This is a genomic window from Bradyrhizobium sp. dw_411 (genome assembly GCF_018449695.1).
In the GTDB taxonomy this organism is placed as follows: Bacteria; Pseudomonadota; Alphaproteobacteria; order Rhizobiales; family Xanthobacteraceae; genus Bradyrhizobium.
This window is the reverse complement of sequence record NZ_JAAVUY010000012.1, coordinates 45110-62020: the sequence shown is the minus strand read 5'-3', so window position 1 is coordinate 62020 and position 16911 is coordinate 45110. Positions and strand designations below refer to the sequence as shown.

The following is a 16911-nucleotide window of genomic DNA, read 5'->3' as shown; positions in this document are numbered from 1 at the left end:
CGAACTTCGCCGCCGCCAGCGCCACGCTTGCTCCCTGCCGGGATGTCGTAGCTTGTTTTGAGCCGGAGTGGAATTCGCTTGATGTGAATAAAACACGTTCCTTCAATATATTAGGCCAGATTCAGAGCAGCAGAACGCACAGTTTTGGGGCATTCGCCCCAGTCTAGCATAGTCTGATGACACAACCCCATCGGCGGCAAATGGGGTTTTCCCGATTTCAGGCGGCTGAGAGGCCCGACAGCCGCTGGAAAATCAACAAATCGAGCTCTGGCGCCTTGCCGACGAGACCGGTCAATATGGCATGGACCTGTCCACGATGGTGGGTCTGGTGGTTGAACCAGTGGGCCAGCGCCGGAGCCATCTGCTGCTCGAATTGCTCCGGCGTGGAGACGCGGCGATATCTGATCGTGCCCGCGATGCGTCCGTCATCGAGCCGGTCGACGAAATCGATGATCCGCTGGTCCTCCGCCTCACGCACCGCGCGCAGCTCGGTGAAACTCTCGAACAGGATCGCATCCAGCCGATCCGGTGCGCCGCCCTCCCCGGTAAAGCGGTGCATCCAGACACGGTCGGTTACCAGGAGATGGTTCAAGGTACCGTGGACCGATTTGAAGAAGGCGCCGCGATCGGCGCGGTATTGCTCGGTACTCAGTGCTGCGGCCGCCTCATAAAGCCGGCCGTTGGCCCAGGCATTGTAATGACCGAACATCTGATAATGAGCCGCGAGAGTCATGGTCTGCCTCAGGGATCCAGAGATCGCCGCTACTTTCAAGCGGCCGGCGCGTGGCCTGAAACCACCCAGGCGCGCAGCCACGATCCCACCGTGCAGCCAGCCAGATATAATGCAAACATGACAAGGCCGAGATCGAGCCAATAGCCGGGGCGGCCGGGGATCACGTGGGCCAGCGCCGCGGCAACCAATGCCGCCGCCAACACCGCCAGCCATCGCGACGTCACCTTCGATACGCCCTGACCGCGCTGAACCACCGCGATCCAGCCCATCGCAAAACCCAGCAGCAGCGATCCCAGCAGCCAGCCCCAGTGAAATGTCGCGAGATAGATCATCGTTATTCCTTCACCACGAATTCGATGCGGCGGTTATGCGACTTGCCTTCGTCGGTGTCGTTCGACGCAACCGGCTGGGTGCTGCCATAGCCCACCGCCGTGAAGCGGCTCGCGGGCAATCCGGCTCTCACAAGATAATCCGTCACCACCTCCGCCCGCTTTTCCGACAGGGCCTTGTTGAAGCCCTCGGGGCCATCGGCATCGGTGTGACCTGCAATCTCGATATTGATGGTCGGACAGCGCAGTGCGGTTTCGATCAGATGATCGAGCAACCCGGCCGAATCCGGATCGAGGGTGGAAAGCCCGGATTCGAAGCGGATGGTTCCCTTGGCCAGCAAATCCGACAATAATTGCTGACACACGGTGGCATCCACCGGAGCGGCGGCAGGCTTGACCGGAATGTCCGCCTTGGACTGCCAGCCCTGCGGGAGATCCTTGGCAAAGCCGGCACGAATCTGGGCCGGCGCCGCATCGTAAAATGCATCGCCCGACAGCTTCACTTCCCGGTCCGACACCACAAGCGTGCCGGTCGACAGCCGTGAAAGCGCACCCAGCGCCGCGACCACCGCGTTGGTAAATCCGGCGGGCGCGCCGACGCTGGCCTTGAGATTGTCGACCACCTTTTCGCTGAAGAACTTGCGGCCGGCTGCCGCGACCAGCGCCGCATGGACATTGTTGTCGGGCACATAGCCGGTCAGCGTCAGTGTCAGCGCAACCGGATCCTTGTAGGCTTGGAAGATATAGGGCGGCGCCTTGATCTCGTTGCTGGCAACCGAAAATCCTTCGGGAAGATTTTTCAGCGCGGCCGCAATCGCTTCCCGGCCGCCAAGGTCACGCGCCATGCCGGACAGGCTGACCTTGGTGTCCGAAAGGGTGATCTTGCCGTCTTTCAGTTTGGCGATCTGATCGAGCAGCAGCAATGCAGCATTGTCGAAACGCGGTGGCGCGCCGCGCGACAGATTCATGTGATCGACGACTTCGACGCCACCAAGATCCGCGCGGGCCGCTTCCAGCAATTTGCCCTTGCTGGCCGGCAGCGGCGAATTGCCGCTCAAGGTAACCCTGACGACGTCCCGTTCCGCCGACCAGACGAACGGCTTGGCTTCAGGAACCAGACGGGTTTGGTCGTCCACCAGCCGCACGCCCGGCACCGCTTCCACTGCGGCCACCGAGCTGCGCCGGCCTTCTTCGGAGAAGGCTTCGGCGCTGAATGTCACGTCGCGGCCCGCGAGCGCTATTCTGCTCTTGTCGAGCACGGTATCCTTAAGTGCGGCTGTGCTGCGGGCGGCCAGATCGGATTCCAGGGGCACGGTGTTGTTCCATGCGGCCAAAGCCCACAAGACAATCAGTGGAATAACACCCGGCCACCATTTGCTGCTCCACCTGAAAAGTCCGTGCATTCGATGTCCCGCGGGGCCTGATTCCCCGTTTCCGAAATTCGTGACCTGCCATGCATCCCCTGACACGAACTTCGGCAATAAAGGGGGTACGGTATAACGATGATTTCAGCGCCGCTTTCAATTTGATGCTTCCTGCGCGTTTGCAAAGCCGTTTCAGGCAAAGCTCTGGCAGGCAAAGCCCTAGCAGGAACGTCAAACCGGCGGCACTGGGAACAGAGAGAAAACAAACCCTTGCAGGGCTGTCAAACCCGAAATAACAGGGAATAGTCCTGTAACAAGTCCTGCGCCGGGCAACTGCCCGACTAACCGTTTCTTCAGCGGTCCCCCGCTAGCTTCGGAATCACGTTCCAACCGGCCAACCGCCCCTGATGAAGCAGCTTCGCAATAACGTCATCCGCGCCGGACTTGGAGCGCTTTACATCACCGGCGCGCATAATTTGCTTCGTCCGATGTTCGCCGGCGTCGGCAGCATCTTCATGCTGCATCATGTCCGCCCGCCGCGCGACGCCGCATTCCAGCCCAACCGACATCTCGAGGTGGCGCCGGAATTCCTGCGCGCGATGCTGGGGCATCTTCGCTCGCATGACGTCGATATCATCACCATGGATGAGCTGTACCGGCGGCTGACCGAACGCGACTTTTCGCGGCGGTTCGCCTGCTTCACCTTTGACGATGGATATCGCGACAACAGGGACTTCGCGCTGCCGGTGATGCGGGAGTTCGAAGCGCCGTTTACGGTGTATGCGGCCAGCGACTTCGCCGAAGGTGTCGGCCGTCTGTGGTGGATCGCGCTTGAGATGGTGATTGCCAGGACATCTTCGATCGAAGCCGGTGTCGCCGGCCTGACTGCACGCCTCGATACCAGCACGTTGGCTGCCAAAGGGGCCGCCTTCAACCGTCTACACGACTGGCTGCGCGGGTTACGGGGCGGCGGCGACCTGCAGCGCGAGGCCAGCGCGCTATGCGCGCGTTACGGCGTCGATGAGACCGCGATCAGCCGCGATCTCTGCATGTCCTGGGACGAATTGAAATCTTTCGCGCAAGATCCTCTGATCGGCATCGGTGCACACACCATCACGCATTGCAGTCTGGCCCGACAATCCAAAGAAATCGCCGGCCAGGAAATGGCGGTAAGCCGTCAGCGGATTGAAGCCGCGCTACAGAAGCCCGTGCTCCACCTCGCCTATCCCTATGGCGACAAGTTCGCGGCCGCCGCGCGCGAATTCACCATGGCACAAGCGGCCGGATTCAAAACCGCGGTGACCACACGTCCGGGCATGATCTTTCCGGAAAGTGCGGGACATCTGACGGCGTTGCCGCGGGTCTCGCTCAACGGCAATTACCAGGACATCCGCATCCTGCCGGTCCTGACCTCCGGCGCCGCCACCGCGATGTGGAACGGCTTTCGGCGCATCGACGCGGCGTAAACTCACTCGCTGCCCTTTCCTTGACTCATCCTTCCCTCGCGCCCAAAAATATCGGCAAAATAAAGGGAGGACACCCATGTTCAAGGATCTGTTTTCGCTGCACGGCCGCGTCGCGCTGGTGACCGGGGGATCGCGCGGCATCGGCAAGATGATCGCGTCCGGATTTCTTAGCCAAGGCGCCGCCAAGGTCTACATCACCGCGCGCAAGGCCGGGCCGTGCGAGGCAACCGCGAAAGAACTGACCACCGAATATGGCGGCGAATGCATCGCGCTGCCGATCGATATTTCGACCATGGCGGGCATCGACATGCTGGCCAGCGAGATCAGGAAGCGCGAACCGAAGCTCGACATTCTCGTCAACAATGCCGGTGCGGCATGGGGCGCGGACTTCGACGAATTTCCGGAAAGCGGCTGGGACAAGGTGATGAACCTCAACGTCAAGACGCCGTTCTTTCTGACCAAGGCGCTGGCCGGCCTGCTGCGCGCGGCTGCAACCGCAGAGAAGCCCGCTAAAGTGATCAACATCGCCTCGATCGACGGCATCTTCGTCAATCCGCTGGAGACCTATTCCTATGCGGCGAGCAAATCCGGCCTGATCCATCTGACACGACGAATGGCGGTAAAACTGATCGGCGACCACATCGTGGTGACGGCGATTGCGCCGGGGCCGTTCAAGTCCGACATGAACAAGGCCGCGCGCGATAATGCCGATGAGGTCGCGACCCGGGTGCCGTCCGGACGCATCGGCACCGATGAGGACATGGCGGGTGCGGCAATCTACCTCGCCTCACGCGCTGGCGACTACGTGGTCGGCGCGACCATCGCAGTCGATGGCGGCATTGTGTATGCGAACCCGGGCATCAAGGGAGACGGGTGGGAGTAGGATTAAAAGTGGCCAGGCAAAAATATGTCGTCCCGGCGAAGGCCGGGACGACATCAGGAATCATGTCTCGATCTTCACGTATTCAAAATCGCCCGGCTTGTTGTCGATGCCGACTTTCGGCGGTGAAATCCATGAAGCAAATTCACCGATCTCGGTCACCGGCGTCATCAGCGAGGCGATGAAATCGCCGTCGGCCGGCGACGGCAGCCATTCGTGGGTGCGCCTGGTCCAGGTCGCATCGTCGATCAGGAGGCCGTCCGGCGTGGCGTGGATGTCCTTGAATTCGCCGATCTGGCGATGGAACGCAACGTTCGGCAGCGTCAGCTTGAAGTCGTGGCCGGCCGTCGAGATGATCTTGTTCCAGCGCAGCAGGCCTTTGACGCAGTCCTGCGTATAATCGTCGCGCAGCCGCATGTTGAGCGCGGTCAATGCCGGCTCATCGACGCGCTTGATCTGCCCGTCCACCAGCTTGAGCACCGGATAGGTGTCGTTCTGCAGCCGGTGATCGTCGTTGATCTGGGTCTCGTGGAAACGGCCCTTGATGCCCGAGTTGAAGGAGTTCGCCGCGTTGGTCGAAACTTCCGAGCCGAACAGATCCAGCGAGAGCGTGTAGTGCAGGTTCAGCTTCTTCTGGATGGTCGGCAGATCGACCACGCCGAGCGCGCGCACCTTCGCGACATCATTGGGATCGCTGATCCCGGCGGCTTGCATCGCCTCACAGGTGCGCTGCACGACGCGGCTGATGCCGGTCTCGCCGACGAACATGTGATGCGCTTCTTCGGTCAGCATGAAGCGGCAGGTGCGCGACAGCGGATCGAAGCCGGACTGCGCCAGCGAATGCAACTGCATCTTGCCGTCGCGATCGGTGAAGTAGGTGAACATGAAGAACGACAGCCAGTCCGGTGTCGCCTCATTGAAGGCACCCAGCATGCGCGGGCTGTCGGTATCGCCGGAGCGGCGGCGCAACAATTCGTCGGCTTCCTCGCGGCCGTCGCGGCCAAAATATTTCTGCAGCAGATACACCATCGCCCAGAGATGGCGGCCCTCCTCGACATTGACCTGGAACAGGTTGCGCAGGTCGTAGAGCGAGGGCGCGGTCTTGCCGAGATGGCGCTGCTGTTCGACCGATGCCGGCTCGGTGTCGCCCTGGATCACGATCAGGCGGCGCAGCGCCGCGCGATATTCGCCGGGCACTTCCTGCCATGCAGGTTCGCCGTAATGTTCGCCGAACGGGATGACGCGATTCTCTTCCTGCGGCGCCAGCAGGATGCCCCAGCGATAGTCCGGCATTTTCACATAGTCGAACTTGGCCCAGCCGCGCGGATCGACCGAATAAGCGGTGCGCAGATAGACCAGCGATTGCTGGAAGCCGTCCGGCCCCATGTCGTTCCACCAGTCGATGTAACCGGGATGCCAGCCTTCCAGCGCCTTGAGCACCTGCCGATCTTCGCTGAGATTCACGTTGTTGGGAATCTTGGTGCTGTAATCGACGTTCATGATGTTCATGGCGTGCTCCTAAACCCGGGTCATATCGAACTGCGCCTTTTGGCCGGTGCCGTAACGCCGCAACGCGCCGTCTTCGCCGACCGCGTTGGGGCGCTGAAAAATCCAGTTCTGCCACGCCGTCAGGCGCGAGAAGATTTTCGATTCCATGGTCTCGGGTCCGACGAAGCGCAAATTGGCTTCCATGCCGGTGAGGCTGTCGGGCGAAAAGCTGGTGCGCTCCTCGAAGAACACCCTGATCTCGTCGTCCCAGTCGATGTCATCCAGCGCAAACGTAATGAGCCCGAGCTGTTCGGCCTCCTCGGCATCGAGTGCCTCGCCGATCCGTTTCTGCGCCCGCTCAACATCCGTGGGATCGGCCTGAAAGCGCGATTGCAGCCGCGTGAGCCCATGGCTCATCGGATAGGGTCCGAAATTCATCGCCGAGAGTTCGATGGTCGGCGGCGCGCGGTTGTCGCCCTGCTTCTGGCCGATCAGCATGTAGGAACGGTCGGCGGCGAACACGAGTTCAGCCAGCGTGCCGACAAAGCACGAACCCGGCTCGACCAGCGTCACCAGCGTGCGCGAGGTGACGTCGATGCGCTTGAGCACCCGTTTCCAGTACTGCCTGATTTCGTTGACCAGCCAGTGCGCCTTATGGGCTTCGAGGAAGGCATCGCAGGCCAGCACATTGGCGCGCTCGCCATGCGATTTGAACACCAGCATCGCGGTTTCGAGTTCGTTGATGCGCAGATGCAGGATGGCATCGTCGAGTTCGCGCGCCACCTGAAGCGGCCAGAACGATGCGCCCTGCGCGATCATCCCGTCAATATCGGCCGGCGGCGCGCTCTCCGGCGCCTTGATCGAAATCGTCGCGATACGCTCGGCGCGATTGATGTCGACGCTGACGAAGCCATAGCGGATACCGTTGTCGTCGATGCTGCGATTCAGCGGAGCGAGCGCAATGCCCTTGCCATTGCCGTTTCGCTTTGAGGCCGCGGCGAATTCCCTGGTGCGCTCAGTGACTCTGGCTTCGAGCTTGCTGTTGGGAACGATCTCATCGACCAGCCGCCACTGTACGGCGCGCTTGCCCTTGATGCCTTCCTCGATGGTACAGAAATAATCGGCATGATCGCGGCGAACTTTCCGCTTGTCGACCACCCGCGTCAGTCCGCCGGTGCCCGGCAACACCGCCAGCAGCGGCACTTCAGGCAGCGCCACCGCCGCCGAACCGTCGTCGGCCAGGATGATGTGATCAGTCGCCAGCGCCAGTTCATAGCCGCCGCCCGCCGCCGTGCCGTTGATGACGGTGACAAAGCGCTGCCCGGAATTCTCGCTGGAATCCTCCAGCCCGTTGCGGGTCTCGTTGGTGAATTTGCAGAAATTGACCTTGTGGGCATGGGTTGCGCCCGCCAGCATGCGGATATTGGCGCCGGCGCAGAACACCCGGTTCTTGGCCGAGCGCAGCAGCACGACCTTCACCGCGGGATGTTCGAAGCGCAGCCGCTGCACCGCGTCGGCAAGTTCGATATCGACGCCGAGGTCGTAGGAATTCAGCTTGAGCTGATAACCTTCGAACAGGCCGCCATTCTCGTCGACATCCATCGTCAGCGTCGCAACGTCGCCTGCGACATCGAGCTTCCAATGCCGGTAGCGCGACGGATCGGTCTGAAAATCGATGTGCCTGGCGCCGCCAGCAAGGACGCGATCTTCACCGGCCATGGGCCATCCCTTTTACTTTCGGTACTTTTGACGTGATGACATGCACAATAGTGCACATTTCAGGAGAGGTCTAGGTCAAATTGCCGGAAATCTGGCATTTTGCTTCATGTCACGATTGATTTCAGCGTCGGTGCCCCCCGCCGGGTACATAAGCCCGTTGCGGCGGGGGAGATTGGCGGCGGCGGAAGGCATGCACATGGGAGCATCGCCACAGAAGCGGCGAAAGCGTTACGCGGCCCGTCCTTGCGAGCCTTCGTCTCCTTGCAAAACGGCGTTTGCAAAATCAGAGATCGCTTCGAGCGTCGGCCCCGGCGCTTCACGATGCAGCGAATGTCCGGCCCCCGCCATCATCGTCACATCAACCGGGCAGTAGCATTCTTCCTGCGCGATCTCGATTTGGCGAATTGTGCCATAGCGGTCGTCGGCACCCTGCAGAATCGCGACCGGCACCCGGATATAGGCCAGATATTCCGAAATATCCCAGCTACGAAACTTCGGGTCGAGCCACGCGTCGCTCCAGCCATAGAAGGCGTTATCGACATCGCCGTGCCAGCGCTGCAGCTTCGATTTCAGGTCTAACGTCTCGTAAGCCTTTTTTGTCTCGGCAATCGAGGCCAGCCCCATATCTTCGACGATGAAATGCGGCGCAATCATCACGACGCCTTGCACGCGATGATCCTGAACGCCGCCGGCATGGATCGCGACGATCGACGCGCCATCGGAATGACCAAGCAACAGCCCGCGGCGCAGACCTATGGCGTCGAGCAGCTTAGGCAGCACTTCGAGCGCTTCGACATGCATGTAGTCGAGCGGACGCGGCAATGGCACCGGGCTGGAAGCGCCGTAGCCCGCGCGCGAATACACGAAAACGCCGAGGCCGGTTTTGGCCGCAAGCCGATCCGGAAAATCGCCCCACAGCCCGGCCGAGCCCAGACCTTCATGCAGCATGACGATGGTCGGCGCATCCGCCGGTGCGGGGCCGATCATGCGGTATTCGAGATCGGAAGCGCCGATGCGGAGGAAGCCGGAGGGGGAGAGCGTTGTCATCGCAACCGCGCTCCCTGCGACACGGCACACTGTGCCCTCTCCCCCCTTGCGGGGGAGAGTTGGAGAGGGGGGTAGCCGCGAATTCGGTGTTTGCGGCTTACCCCCCTCCCTAACCCTCCCCCGCAAGGGGGGAGGGAACGAGCGAATGCCGCCGCAACACCTCGATTTTCAACCAGCAAGCACATCACGACTTCGGAGAATCCCCGTCCCTCAACTTGAACCGCTGGATCTTCCCGGTCGCGGTCTTCGGCAAACTCTCCACCACATCGATCCAGCGCGGGTATTTCCACGGCCCGATCTTCTGCTTGACGTGTTCCTTCAGCGCTTCATGCAGGCCGTCAGGATTGGCGTCGGCACGCAGCACCACAAACGCTTTCGGCTTGAGCAAGCCTTCCGGGTCGGCTTCGGGCACCACGGCCGCTTCAAGCACCGCGGGATGGGTGATCAATGCGCTCTCGACCTCGAACGGCGACACCCAAATACCCGATACCTTGAACATGTCGTCGCTACGGCCGCAGAACGTATAGCGGCCATCGGCATCGCGAATATATTTGTCGCCGGTGCGGGTCCAATGCCCTTCGAAGGTCCTGCGGCTTTTGCTGCGCTGGTTCCAGTAGCCTTCACCGGCCGAGGGCGCGTCGACTAGCAGTTCGCCAACCTCGCCATCGGGCACATCGGCCCCGGCCTCATTGACAAGCCGGACCTTGTAGCCCGGCACCGGGCGGCCGGAGGTGCCGTATTTGATATCGTCGGGCGCGTTCGACAGAAAGATATGCAGCAGTTCGGTCGAGCCGACGCCATCGAGAATGTCGACGCCGAAGCGCGACTTCCAGCTATTGCCGACCGATTCCGGCAACGCCTCGCCCGCCGATGTGCAAATTCGCAGACGCGAGCCACCGCGCTCATGCTTCAGCGTCTCGTCGTTGAGCATCGCGGCAAACAATGTCGGCACGCCAAAGAAGATGCTGGGATGATACTTGTTCATCAGCGCAAACATCGTCGCCGGCGTCGGGCGTTCGGAATTGAGAACCGTGGTGGCGCCGACCGACATCGGGAATGTCAGCGCATTGCCGAGGCCGTAGGCGAAAAACAGTTTCGCCGCCGATAGCCCGACATCGTCCTCGCGAATGCCGAGTACCTGTCTGGCATAGGTCTCCGCCGTCGCGGCCAGATTCGAATGTAGATGCCGCACGCCCTTGGGCATTCCCGTGGAGCCCGACGAATACAGCCAGAATGCCGGCTCGTCGGCATGGGTCGCCGCGGTGGCGTATGACGTGCTCTCGTCTTTGAGTTCATCCGACAATCGCTTGTAACCGTGCGCATCCTTGCCGGCGACGATGACATGTTCGAGATCCGGCATCCGGCCGAGCATGTCCTTGACCACCGGCAGCAGCGCTTGCGAAATAAACAGCACGCGCGCGCGGCAATCCGCCAGCACATAGGCATATTGATCCGACGTCAGCAGCGTGTTGAGCGGCACCGGCACGATGCCGGCACGGATCGCGCCGAGAAACACCGCGGGAAAATCGACGGTATCGAGCATGATCATCGCGACGCGCTCTTCGCGGCGAACACCCACGCGACGCAACAGATTGGCGACGCGGCAGCTCTGTTGCTGCAGATCGCCGTAGGTCAGTTCGGAAACCGTGTCGGTGAAGGCGAGTTTGTTCGCGCGGCCTTCCTCGACATTGCGGTCGAGCAGCCAGGTCACCGCGTTATAGGAACCGGACATCTCGCTCATGGCGCGCCCCGAAATCCCCTGCGTCTCACGACGTCTCCTCCGAGTTTTTAAGCATTATAATTCATAGAAAGGCACCACGTGCGCTTGCTGTCAATCCCATCAGGCATTATGTTTCCAAACTCCGCATTTCTCAGCCAAACCCAAACGGGGACATGACCGACACTCCCGATCCCGAGACCTGCTTTCTGGAAGAGCTCGGTCAGCGTGTTCGCACCATGCGCGCGCTGCGCGGCATGTCGCGCAAGGTGCTCGCGAAAGTCTCCGGCATTTCCGAGCGCTATATCGCGCAGCTCGAAAGCGGCAAGGGCAACGTCTCGATCATGCTACTGCGCCGGGTCGCGAATGCGATGGCCGCGCATCTTGAAGATCTCATTCCTGCGGGCGACCCCGCGCCGGACTGGCCGGTCATTCGCAATCTTCTGCGCAAGGCAACGCCGATCCAGATCGCGCAAGCCAAAGATGTGCTGTCAGGCCATGGCGGCGCGGCGGCGCAGCGAGGGATGTCGTTTGCCGGCATCGCGTTGATCGGGCTGCGCGGTGCCGGCAAATCCACGCTCGGCAAGATGCTCGCGAAAAAAATCGGCTGGAATTTTGTCGAGTTGAACAAGGAGATCGAGGCGCAGAACGGCCTGTCGGTCGCCGAGATTATCGCGCTTTATGGCCAGGAAGGTTTTCGGCGGATGGAGCAGGCCGCGCTCGGGCAATTGCTCGCGCGCAAGGAATTGACGGTGCTGGCGACCGGCGGCGGCATCGTCTCCGAACCCCTCACCTTCGATCTGATCTTATCCTCGTTCTACACCATCTGGCTGAAGGCAGAGCCCGAAGAACACATGGCGCGGGTGCGACGCCAGGGCGATCTGCGTCCGATGGCGGACGATCGTTCGGCGATGGCCGAGTTGCGCACCATCCTGCGCAGCCGCGAACCGCTCTATGCCCGCGCTTCGGCAGTCGTCGATACCGCGGGGCTCAGCGTAGACGCCGCGTCGTCGCGCCTGATCGATGCGGTGGCGCCGGTGCTGCACGACGAAGCCCGGATGTTCGCGCGGGGGTGAGCTTGGTTTCCTGGACGGGAATGTAGGGTGGGCAAAGGCGCGATTGCGCCGTGCCCACCAAACAAAGCGGTGGGCACGCTTCGCTTTGCTCACCCTACAAAAGCAGGTCTCTCACCTCTTCGGCTCCGCCCTGCAACAACGGCAGAAACCGATCGATCATTTCGGCGGTCGAGACCCGATCGACATGGGCACCCATGTTGATAGCGGCGATGATGGTGTTGTCGTAACGCCGCACCGGTACCGAGATCGAGCGAAATCCGGGCTCGGCCTCGCGGTCCACCAATGAATGGCCCTTCTCCCGATCGGCGATGATGGTGGCCAGCAGCTTCTTCGGATCCGTTGCCGTCTGCGGAGTCATTGCCTCGCGGCGCATTGCCGTTAATCTTGCAGCGAGTTCTATATTTTTAAGCTGGCCGAGCATGACGCGGCCGACAGAGGTGCAAAAGGCGGGCAGGCGATAGCCGATATCGAGACCGGCGGAGAAAACCCGCGCAGGACTGCCGCGCGCGATGAACACGACTTCGTCGCCGTCGAGCACCGCGAGCGAGCTGATCTCCTGCGCGGCGGCGGCGATCCGGTCCAGCACCGGTTGCAGTACCGACACCACCTGGCTCGAACGCAGAAAAGAGGCGGCCAGAGTCAGGACATGCGGCGTGAGGGTGAAGAGCTTGCCGTCGGTCGCGACAAACCCGCCGCGCTCAAGCGTGAAAAGAATGCGGCGCGCCGTGGCGCGCGGCAGCTCGGCGGCGCGCGCGAGATCGCTCAGCGTCATCGGGCCGCTTTTATCGCCGAATTTCTTCAGCAGCCGCAGACCGCGGTCGAGGCTCTCGACGAAATCGGTGGCGCGTTCGACGCTATCGGGACGCTTCAGCTTTGGCATTTTTGGTTCTGTCGGTCCCGGCCGGTCAAAGATTGTGCTTGCTGTCGCGGCGACAAATGTCATAATTCGCCCAATAGTTCAATAGACGAACAAACACTTAGCGCCGAAAAGGGCCCGCCGCCATGATGAGCCAGGAACAGAACGACCTGATCACCCGCACTGGCCCCAAAGACGCCTGCGGGAAATTGATGCGGATGTACTGGCAACCGGCGGCACTGGTGGATGAGCTAGAGGGACCGCGCCCGGTCAAAGCGGTCAAACTGCTTGGCGAGAACCTCGTGCTGTTTCGCAACGAAGAAGGCCGTTACGGCCTGATCGATCGCCATTGCGCGCATCGCGGCGCTGATCTGGCGTTCGGCCGGCTGGAAAACGGCGGACTGCGCTGCGCATTTCACGGCTGGCTGTTCGACGTATCGGGCCAATGCCTGGAGACGCCGGCCGAACCGAAGGATTCGCCGCTGTGCAGGAACATCAGCCAGCGCGCCTATCCCGTGATCGAGAAGAGCGGAATCCTCTGGGCTTACCTTGGCGAAGGCGAACCGCCGGCATTTCCCGAGATCGACTGTTTCATCGCGCCGGACGCTTACACGTTTGCCTTCAAGGGCCACATCAACTGCAACTGGCTGCAGGCGCTCGAAGTCGGCATCGACCCATCACATGCCTCGTTCCTGCATCGCTTCTTCGAGGACGAGGATACATCGGCAGCCTATGGCAAGCAGTTCCGCGGCGCCTCGGCCGGCAGCGACATGCCGATGACGAAGATTTTGCGCGAATATGACCGGCCCATCATCAATGTCGAGCACACCGAATACGGGCTGCGGCTGATTGCGCTCCGCGAAATCGACGACGAGCGCACCCATGTGCGGGTCACCAATCAGCTATTCCCGCATGGCTTTGTCATCCCGATGAGCACGGAGATGACGATCACGCAATGGCATGTGCCGGTCGATGACGAGAATTGCTATTGGTATGCGATCTTCACCAGCTATTCGACGCCGGTCGACAAGCAGAAGATGCGCGACCAGCGCCTCGAACTGTATGAGCTGCCGGATTACCGCTCGCGCAAGAACAAGTCGAACGATTACGGCTTCGATCCGCATGAGCAGGCAACCTCGACCTTCACCGGCATGGGGGCCGATATCAATGTGCACGACCAGTGGGCGGTGGAATCGATGGGGCCGATCCAGGATCGCACCCGCGAGCATCTCGGCACCGCCGACAAAGCCATCGTGCAATTTCGCCGCCTGCTGCGGCAGGAAATCGAGAAGGCCGCGTCCGGCACAAAACCCTTCATGTTCCTGGATGCCGCGCATGCGCGCGCCATCCAGGGCCCTGCGACCATGGACGGCATCGGGCCGACCCGCGGCTGGGAGACCTTCTGGATGGAAGTCGACGTCAAACGCCGCCGCGGCGCGCCCTGGGCCGCGCCGGTGCCGGCCGAGATCGCCGACAAGGTGCCGCATCTGAGGGCGGTTTAACCATTATCCGTCATTGCGAGCCAACGGGTCGACGCGTAGCGTCGCCCGATGGCAGGCTCCGCGCAGCAATCCATCGGTCATACTCTCGAAAGAAAGATGGATTGCTTCGTCGCTCCGCTCCTCGCAATGACAACGGAGATCCTGTCTACTTGCGAGTTCGGGCTCTGAAGGGAAGACACGTTGAGTTTTGTTGAACGTCACGGTCTGTGGTCGAGCGAGCAGAAGGAAGCGGCGACGCGGCTGCGGCGTATCGTCGAAGAGCAAAAGCTCGAAGTCATCCGTTTTTCTTTTCCCGATCAGCACGGCATCCTGCGCGGCAAGACGCTGGTCGCGAGCGAGGCGCTGGCGGCGCTGGAAAGCGGCTGCACCATCACCACCACGATGTTCGCCAAGGACACCTCGCACAAAACCGTCTTCCCGGTGTTCACCGCGGGCGGCGGGTTCGGCATGCGCGAGATGGAAGGCGCTGCCGATGTGTTGATGGTGGCGGATCCCCTGAGTTTCCGGCTGCTGCCATGGTCTTCCTCCACAGGCTGGCTATTGTGCGATGTTTATTTCGCCGATGGGCGGCCGGTGCCGTTCGCAACCCGCAACATTATGAAGTCCGCGCTCGCGACGCTGGACAAGCGCGGCTATGATTTCGTCGCCGGCCTCGAAGTCGAGTGCCATATCTTCAAGCTTGAAGACGCCAAAATGTCGCCCGGGGATGCCGGCCAGCCGGGCCAGCCGCCGTCGGTCAGCCTGCTGTCGCACGGCTATCAATATCTGACCGAACAGCGCTACGACCAGATGGAGCCGGTGCTCGAGATCGTCAGGCGCGACATCGTCGCGCTCGGCCTGCCGCTGCGATCGATCGAGGTCGAATTCGGCCCGAGCCAGTGCGAATTTACCTTCAGGCCGGCCGGGGGGATCGAGGCCGCCGACAACATGATTTTGTTGCGCAGCGCCGTGAAACAGATTTGCCGCCGCCATGGCTATCACGCGACCTTCATGTGCCGGCCGAAGCTGCCGAACATCGTCGCATCCGGTTGGCATCTGCATCAATCGATCGTCTCGCGTACCAGCGGCGAGAATGCGTTCATGGCTAAGGGCAACGACGAGGTGCTGAGCCCATTCGGCTGCCATTATCTCGGCGGGCTGTTGCAGCACGCCCGCGCCGCGGCCGTATTCACGACGCCGACCATCAACGGCTACAAACGCTACCGCGCCTATTCGCTGGCGCCGGATCGCGCGATCTGGGGCCGCGACAACCGCGGCGTGATGATCCGGGTGCTCGGTGGCACCGACGATCCTTCGACACGTCTGGAAAACCGCATCGGTGAACCGGCAGCCAATCCGTATCTCTATATGGCATCGCAAATCCTGTCGGGGCTCGACGGCGTCGATCGCGGCCTCGATCCCGGGCCCTCCGCGGATACGCCGTATGAAACCAAAGCCGAGTTGTTGCCGAAGACCCTGCAGGAAGCAGTATCGGCGCTGAAGGATGATGCGTTCTTCCGCAACGCGTTCGGCGCGGGCTTTGTGGATTACTACGTCCACATCAAGAACGCCGAAATCGAGCGCTTCCAGGCCGAGGTCTCGGAGTGGGAACAGCGCGAATATTTCGAGATGTTTTGAGATATCTGATCGGCGGCCCATCTGACGCAGTTTAGGCAGCCTGCTCGCGCAGACTGCCTAAATCTTTTTTGGCCGCTCGAAGGCGAATTCAGCTCGCGAGCAATTCCTTCAGCGCGGCGTCAAGCACCTTGATGTCGTCAGGGCTGGTCCCGGGGCCGCCGGCGAAATGACCCCAATAGGTTTCGACGACATGCAGTTTTGCATTCGGCATGTGCTTCACTTCGTTTTCGCTGTCTGCCGGCGGGAAATACAGGTCGGTCGAAGCCGGCATCACGATGGCCTTGGCCTTGATCCCGGCCAGGGCCTTCTCGTAATCGCCCTTGTAGATCGGATTGTTCGAGATATCGCCGTTCTGCCAGGTCCACAGCATGGTCAGAAGATTATTGGCGTCCTTCGAGAGCAGCCAGCCTTCCCAGAATCCGACCAGGAAATCTTCCAGCGAGGCGTAGCCCATCTTCTTGATATCGGCTTCGATGCGATAGAATGTCTGGGACAAGCCCCAGCCCGCATAGACGCGAGCCGCGGCGCGAAGCCCCTTGGCGGGCTGCTCCTTGTAGAAGCCGTCCATATAGGCGGCGTCGGCCTGAAGTGCCGCCTTGACGCCTTCGAGGAAGACGAAATTGTGCCGCGAGCACTTGGCCGAGCCCTGGAACGGCAGGATTCGCTCGACCATGTCCGGAAAGATCGCGCCCCAATGGAACGTCTGCAGCGCGCCCATCGACCATCCCGTCACCAGCTTGACCTTGCTGATGCCGAATTTTTCCGTGACCAGCCGGTGCTGCTGCACGACGTTGTCATAGGCGGTGATATTCGGGAAGCGCGAACCGTTAAACGGCGCTGGCGTGTTGCTGGCCGAGGTCGAGAGACCGTTGCCGAAGATGTTCGGGATGATGATGAAATACTTCTCCGGATCCAGCGCCATGCCGGAACCGATCAGCCATTCGTTTTCCAGATGCGTGCCGGAATACCAGCAGGGATAGACGATCACATTGTCCTTGGCAGCATTGAGCTTGCCATAGGTCTTGTAGGCCATCTTGGCGCCACGCAGAATTTGTCCGCATTGCAAGGTCACGTCGCCAAGTTCAAAAATTTCATAATCGGCCATAGCCAGTCCCTC

14 protein-coding genes are annotated in these 16911 nt (G+C 61.2%); 5 read left to right on the top strand and 9 right to left on the bottom strand.

Annotated elements, in window-relative coordinates; genetic code table 11:
- Positions 1-217: 217 nt before the first annotated feature.
- The 3 genes from HB676_RS20870 to HB676_RS20860 are packed head-to-tail and all read right to left on the bottom strand — an operon-like array spanning position 218 to position 2465.
- On the bottom strand, positions 218-733 hold the full coding sequence (locus HB676_RS20870; protein WP_213739999.1) for a DinB family protein: 516 nt from the start codon (positions 731-733) through the stop codon (positions 218-220).
- A 35-nt stretch (positions 734-768) separates the two neighbouring features.
- Positions 769-1065 carry a hypothetical protein gene (locus tag HB676_RS20865; protein WP_213739997.1) on the bottom strand — a complete coding sequence of 99 codons (297 nt, stop codon included), beginning with the start codon at positions 1063-1065 and terminating at the stop codon, positions 769-771.
- A gap of 2 nt (positions 1066-1067) precedes the next feature.
- A complete protein-coding gene (locus tag HB676_RS20860; RefSeq protein ID WP_213739995.1) occupies positions 1068-2465 on the bottom strand; it encodes an OmpA family protein in 1398 nt (465 codons plus the stop codon).
- A gap of 368 nt (positions 2466-2833) precedes the next feature.
- On the opposite strand from HB676_RS20860, the gene HB676_RS20855 reads away from it, so the two are divergent.
- Both HB676_RS20855 and HB676_RS20850 read left to right on the top strand, forming a co-directional pair.
- Positions 2834-3892 carry a polysaccharide deacetylase family protein gene (locus tag HB676_RS20855; protein ID WP_213739993.1) on the top strand — a complete coding sequence of 353 codons (1059 nt, stop codon included), beginning with the start codon at positions 2834-2836 and terminating at the stop codon, positions 3890-3892.
- Between the two features lie 76 nt (positions 3893-3968).
- A complete protein-coding gene (locus HB676_RS20850; protein WP_213739992.1) occupies positions 3969-4775 on the top strand; it encodes an SDR family oxidoreductase in 807 nt (268 codons plus the stop codon).
- A 60-nt stretch (positions 4776-4835) separates the two neighbouring features.
- Here the strand turns inward: HB676_RS20850 and boxB are convergent, their stop codons facing one another.
- The 4 genes from boxB to HB676_RS20830 form a co-directional block, all read right to left on the bottom strand.
- Complete coding sequence (gene boxB, locus HB676_RS20845; RefSeq protein ID WP_213740222.1) at positions 4836-6272, bottom strand: benzoyl-CoA 2,3-epoxidase subunit BoxB; 1437 nt, start codon at positions 6270-6272, stop codon at positions 4836-4838.
- Positions 6273-6290: 18 nt separating this feature from the next.
- Positions 6291-7979 carry a 2,3-epoxybenzoyl-CoA dihydrolase gene (gene boxC, locus HB676_RS20840; RefSeq protein WP_213739991.1) on the bottom strand — a complete coding sequence of 563 codons (1689 nt, stop codon included), beginning with the start codon at positions 7977-7979 and terminating at the stop codon, positions 6291-6293.
- Between the two features lie 228 nt (positions 7980-8207).
- On the bottom strand, positions 8208-9026 hold the full coding sequence (locus tag HB676_RS20835) for an alpha/beta hydrolase (RefSeq protein ID WP_213739990.1): 819 nt from the start codon (positions 9024-9026) through the stop codon (positions 8208-8210).
- A 184-nt stretch (positions 9027-9210) separates the two neighbouring features.
- The gene (locus HB676_RS20830) at positions 9211-10767 is read right to left on the bottom strand and encodes a benzoate-CoA ligase family protein (protein ID WP_213739989.1); all 1557 of its coding nucleotides are present in this window, start codon (positions 10765-10767) and stop codon (positions 9211-9213) included.
- A 152-nt stretch (positions 10768-10919) separates the two neighbouring features.
- Between HB676_RS20830 and HB676_RS20825 the strand changes: the two genes are divergently transcribed.
- Positions 10920-11819: a helix-turn-helix transcriptional regulator gene (locus tag HB676_RS20825; protein WP_213739988.1), complete on the top strand. Its 900-nt coding sequence runs from the start codon at positions 10920-10922 to the stop codon at positions 11817-11819.
- 94 nt (positions 11820-11913) lie between these two features.
- Here the strand turns inward: HB676_RS20825 and HB676_RS20820 are convergent, their stop codons facing one another.
- Positions 11914-12699, bottom strand: a complete 786-nt coding sequence (locus tag HB676_RS20820; protein ID WP_213739987.1) for an IclR family transcriptional regulator C-terminal domain-containing protein — start codon at positions 12697-12699, stop codon at positions 11914-11916.
- Between the two features lie 122 nt (positions 12700-12821).
- Between HB676_RS20820 and HB676_RS20815 the strand changes: the two genes are divergently transcribed.
- Both HB676_RS20815 and HB676_RS20810 read left to right on the top strand, forming a co-directional pair.
- Entirely contained in the window at positions 12822-14177 is a 1356-nt protein-coding gene (locus tag HB676_RS20815; RefSeq protein ID WP_213739986.1) for an aromatic ring-hydroxylating dioxygenase subunit alpha, read from the top strand.
- A gap of 180 nt (positions 14178-14357) precedes the next feature.
- A complete protein-coding gene (locus HB676_RS20810) occupies positions 14358-15794 on the top strand; it encodes a glutamine synthetase family protein (protein WP_213739984.1) in 1437 nt (478 codons plus the stop codon).
- A gap of 88 nt (positions 15795-15882) precedes the next feature.
- On the opposite strand, the gene HB676_RS20805 is transcribed toward HB676_RS20810, so the two are convergent.
- Positions 15883-16899: an alpha/beta fold hydrolase gene (locus tag HB676_RS20805; protein WP_213739982.1), complete on the bottom strand. Its 1017-nt coding sequence runs from the start codon at positions 16897-16899 to the stop codon at positions 15883-15885.
- Positions 16900-16911: the final 12 nt, after the last annotated feature.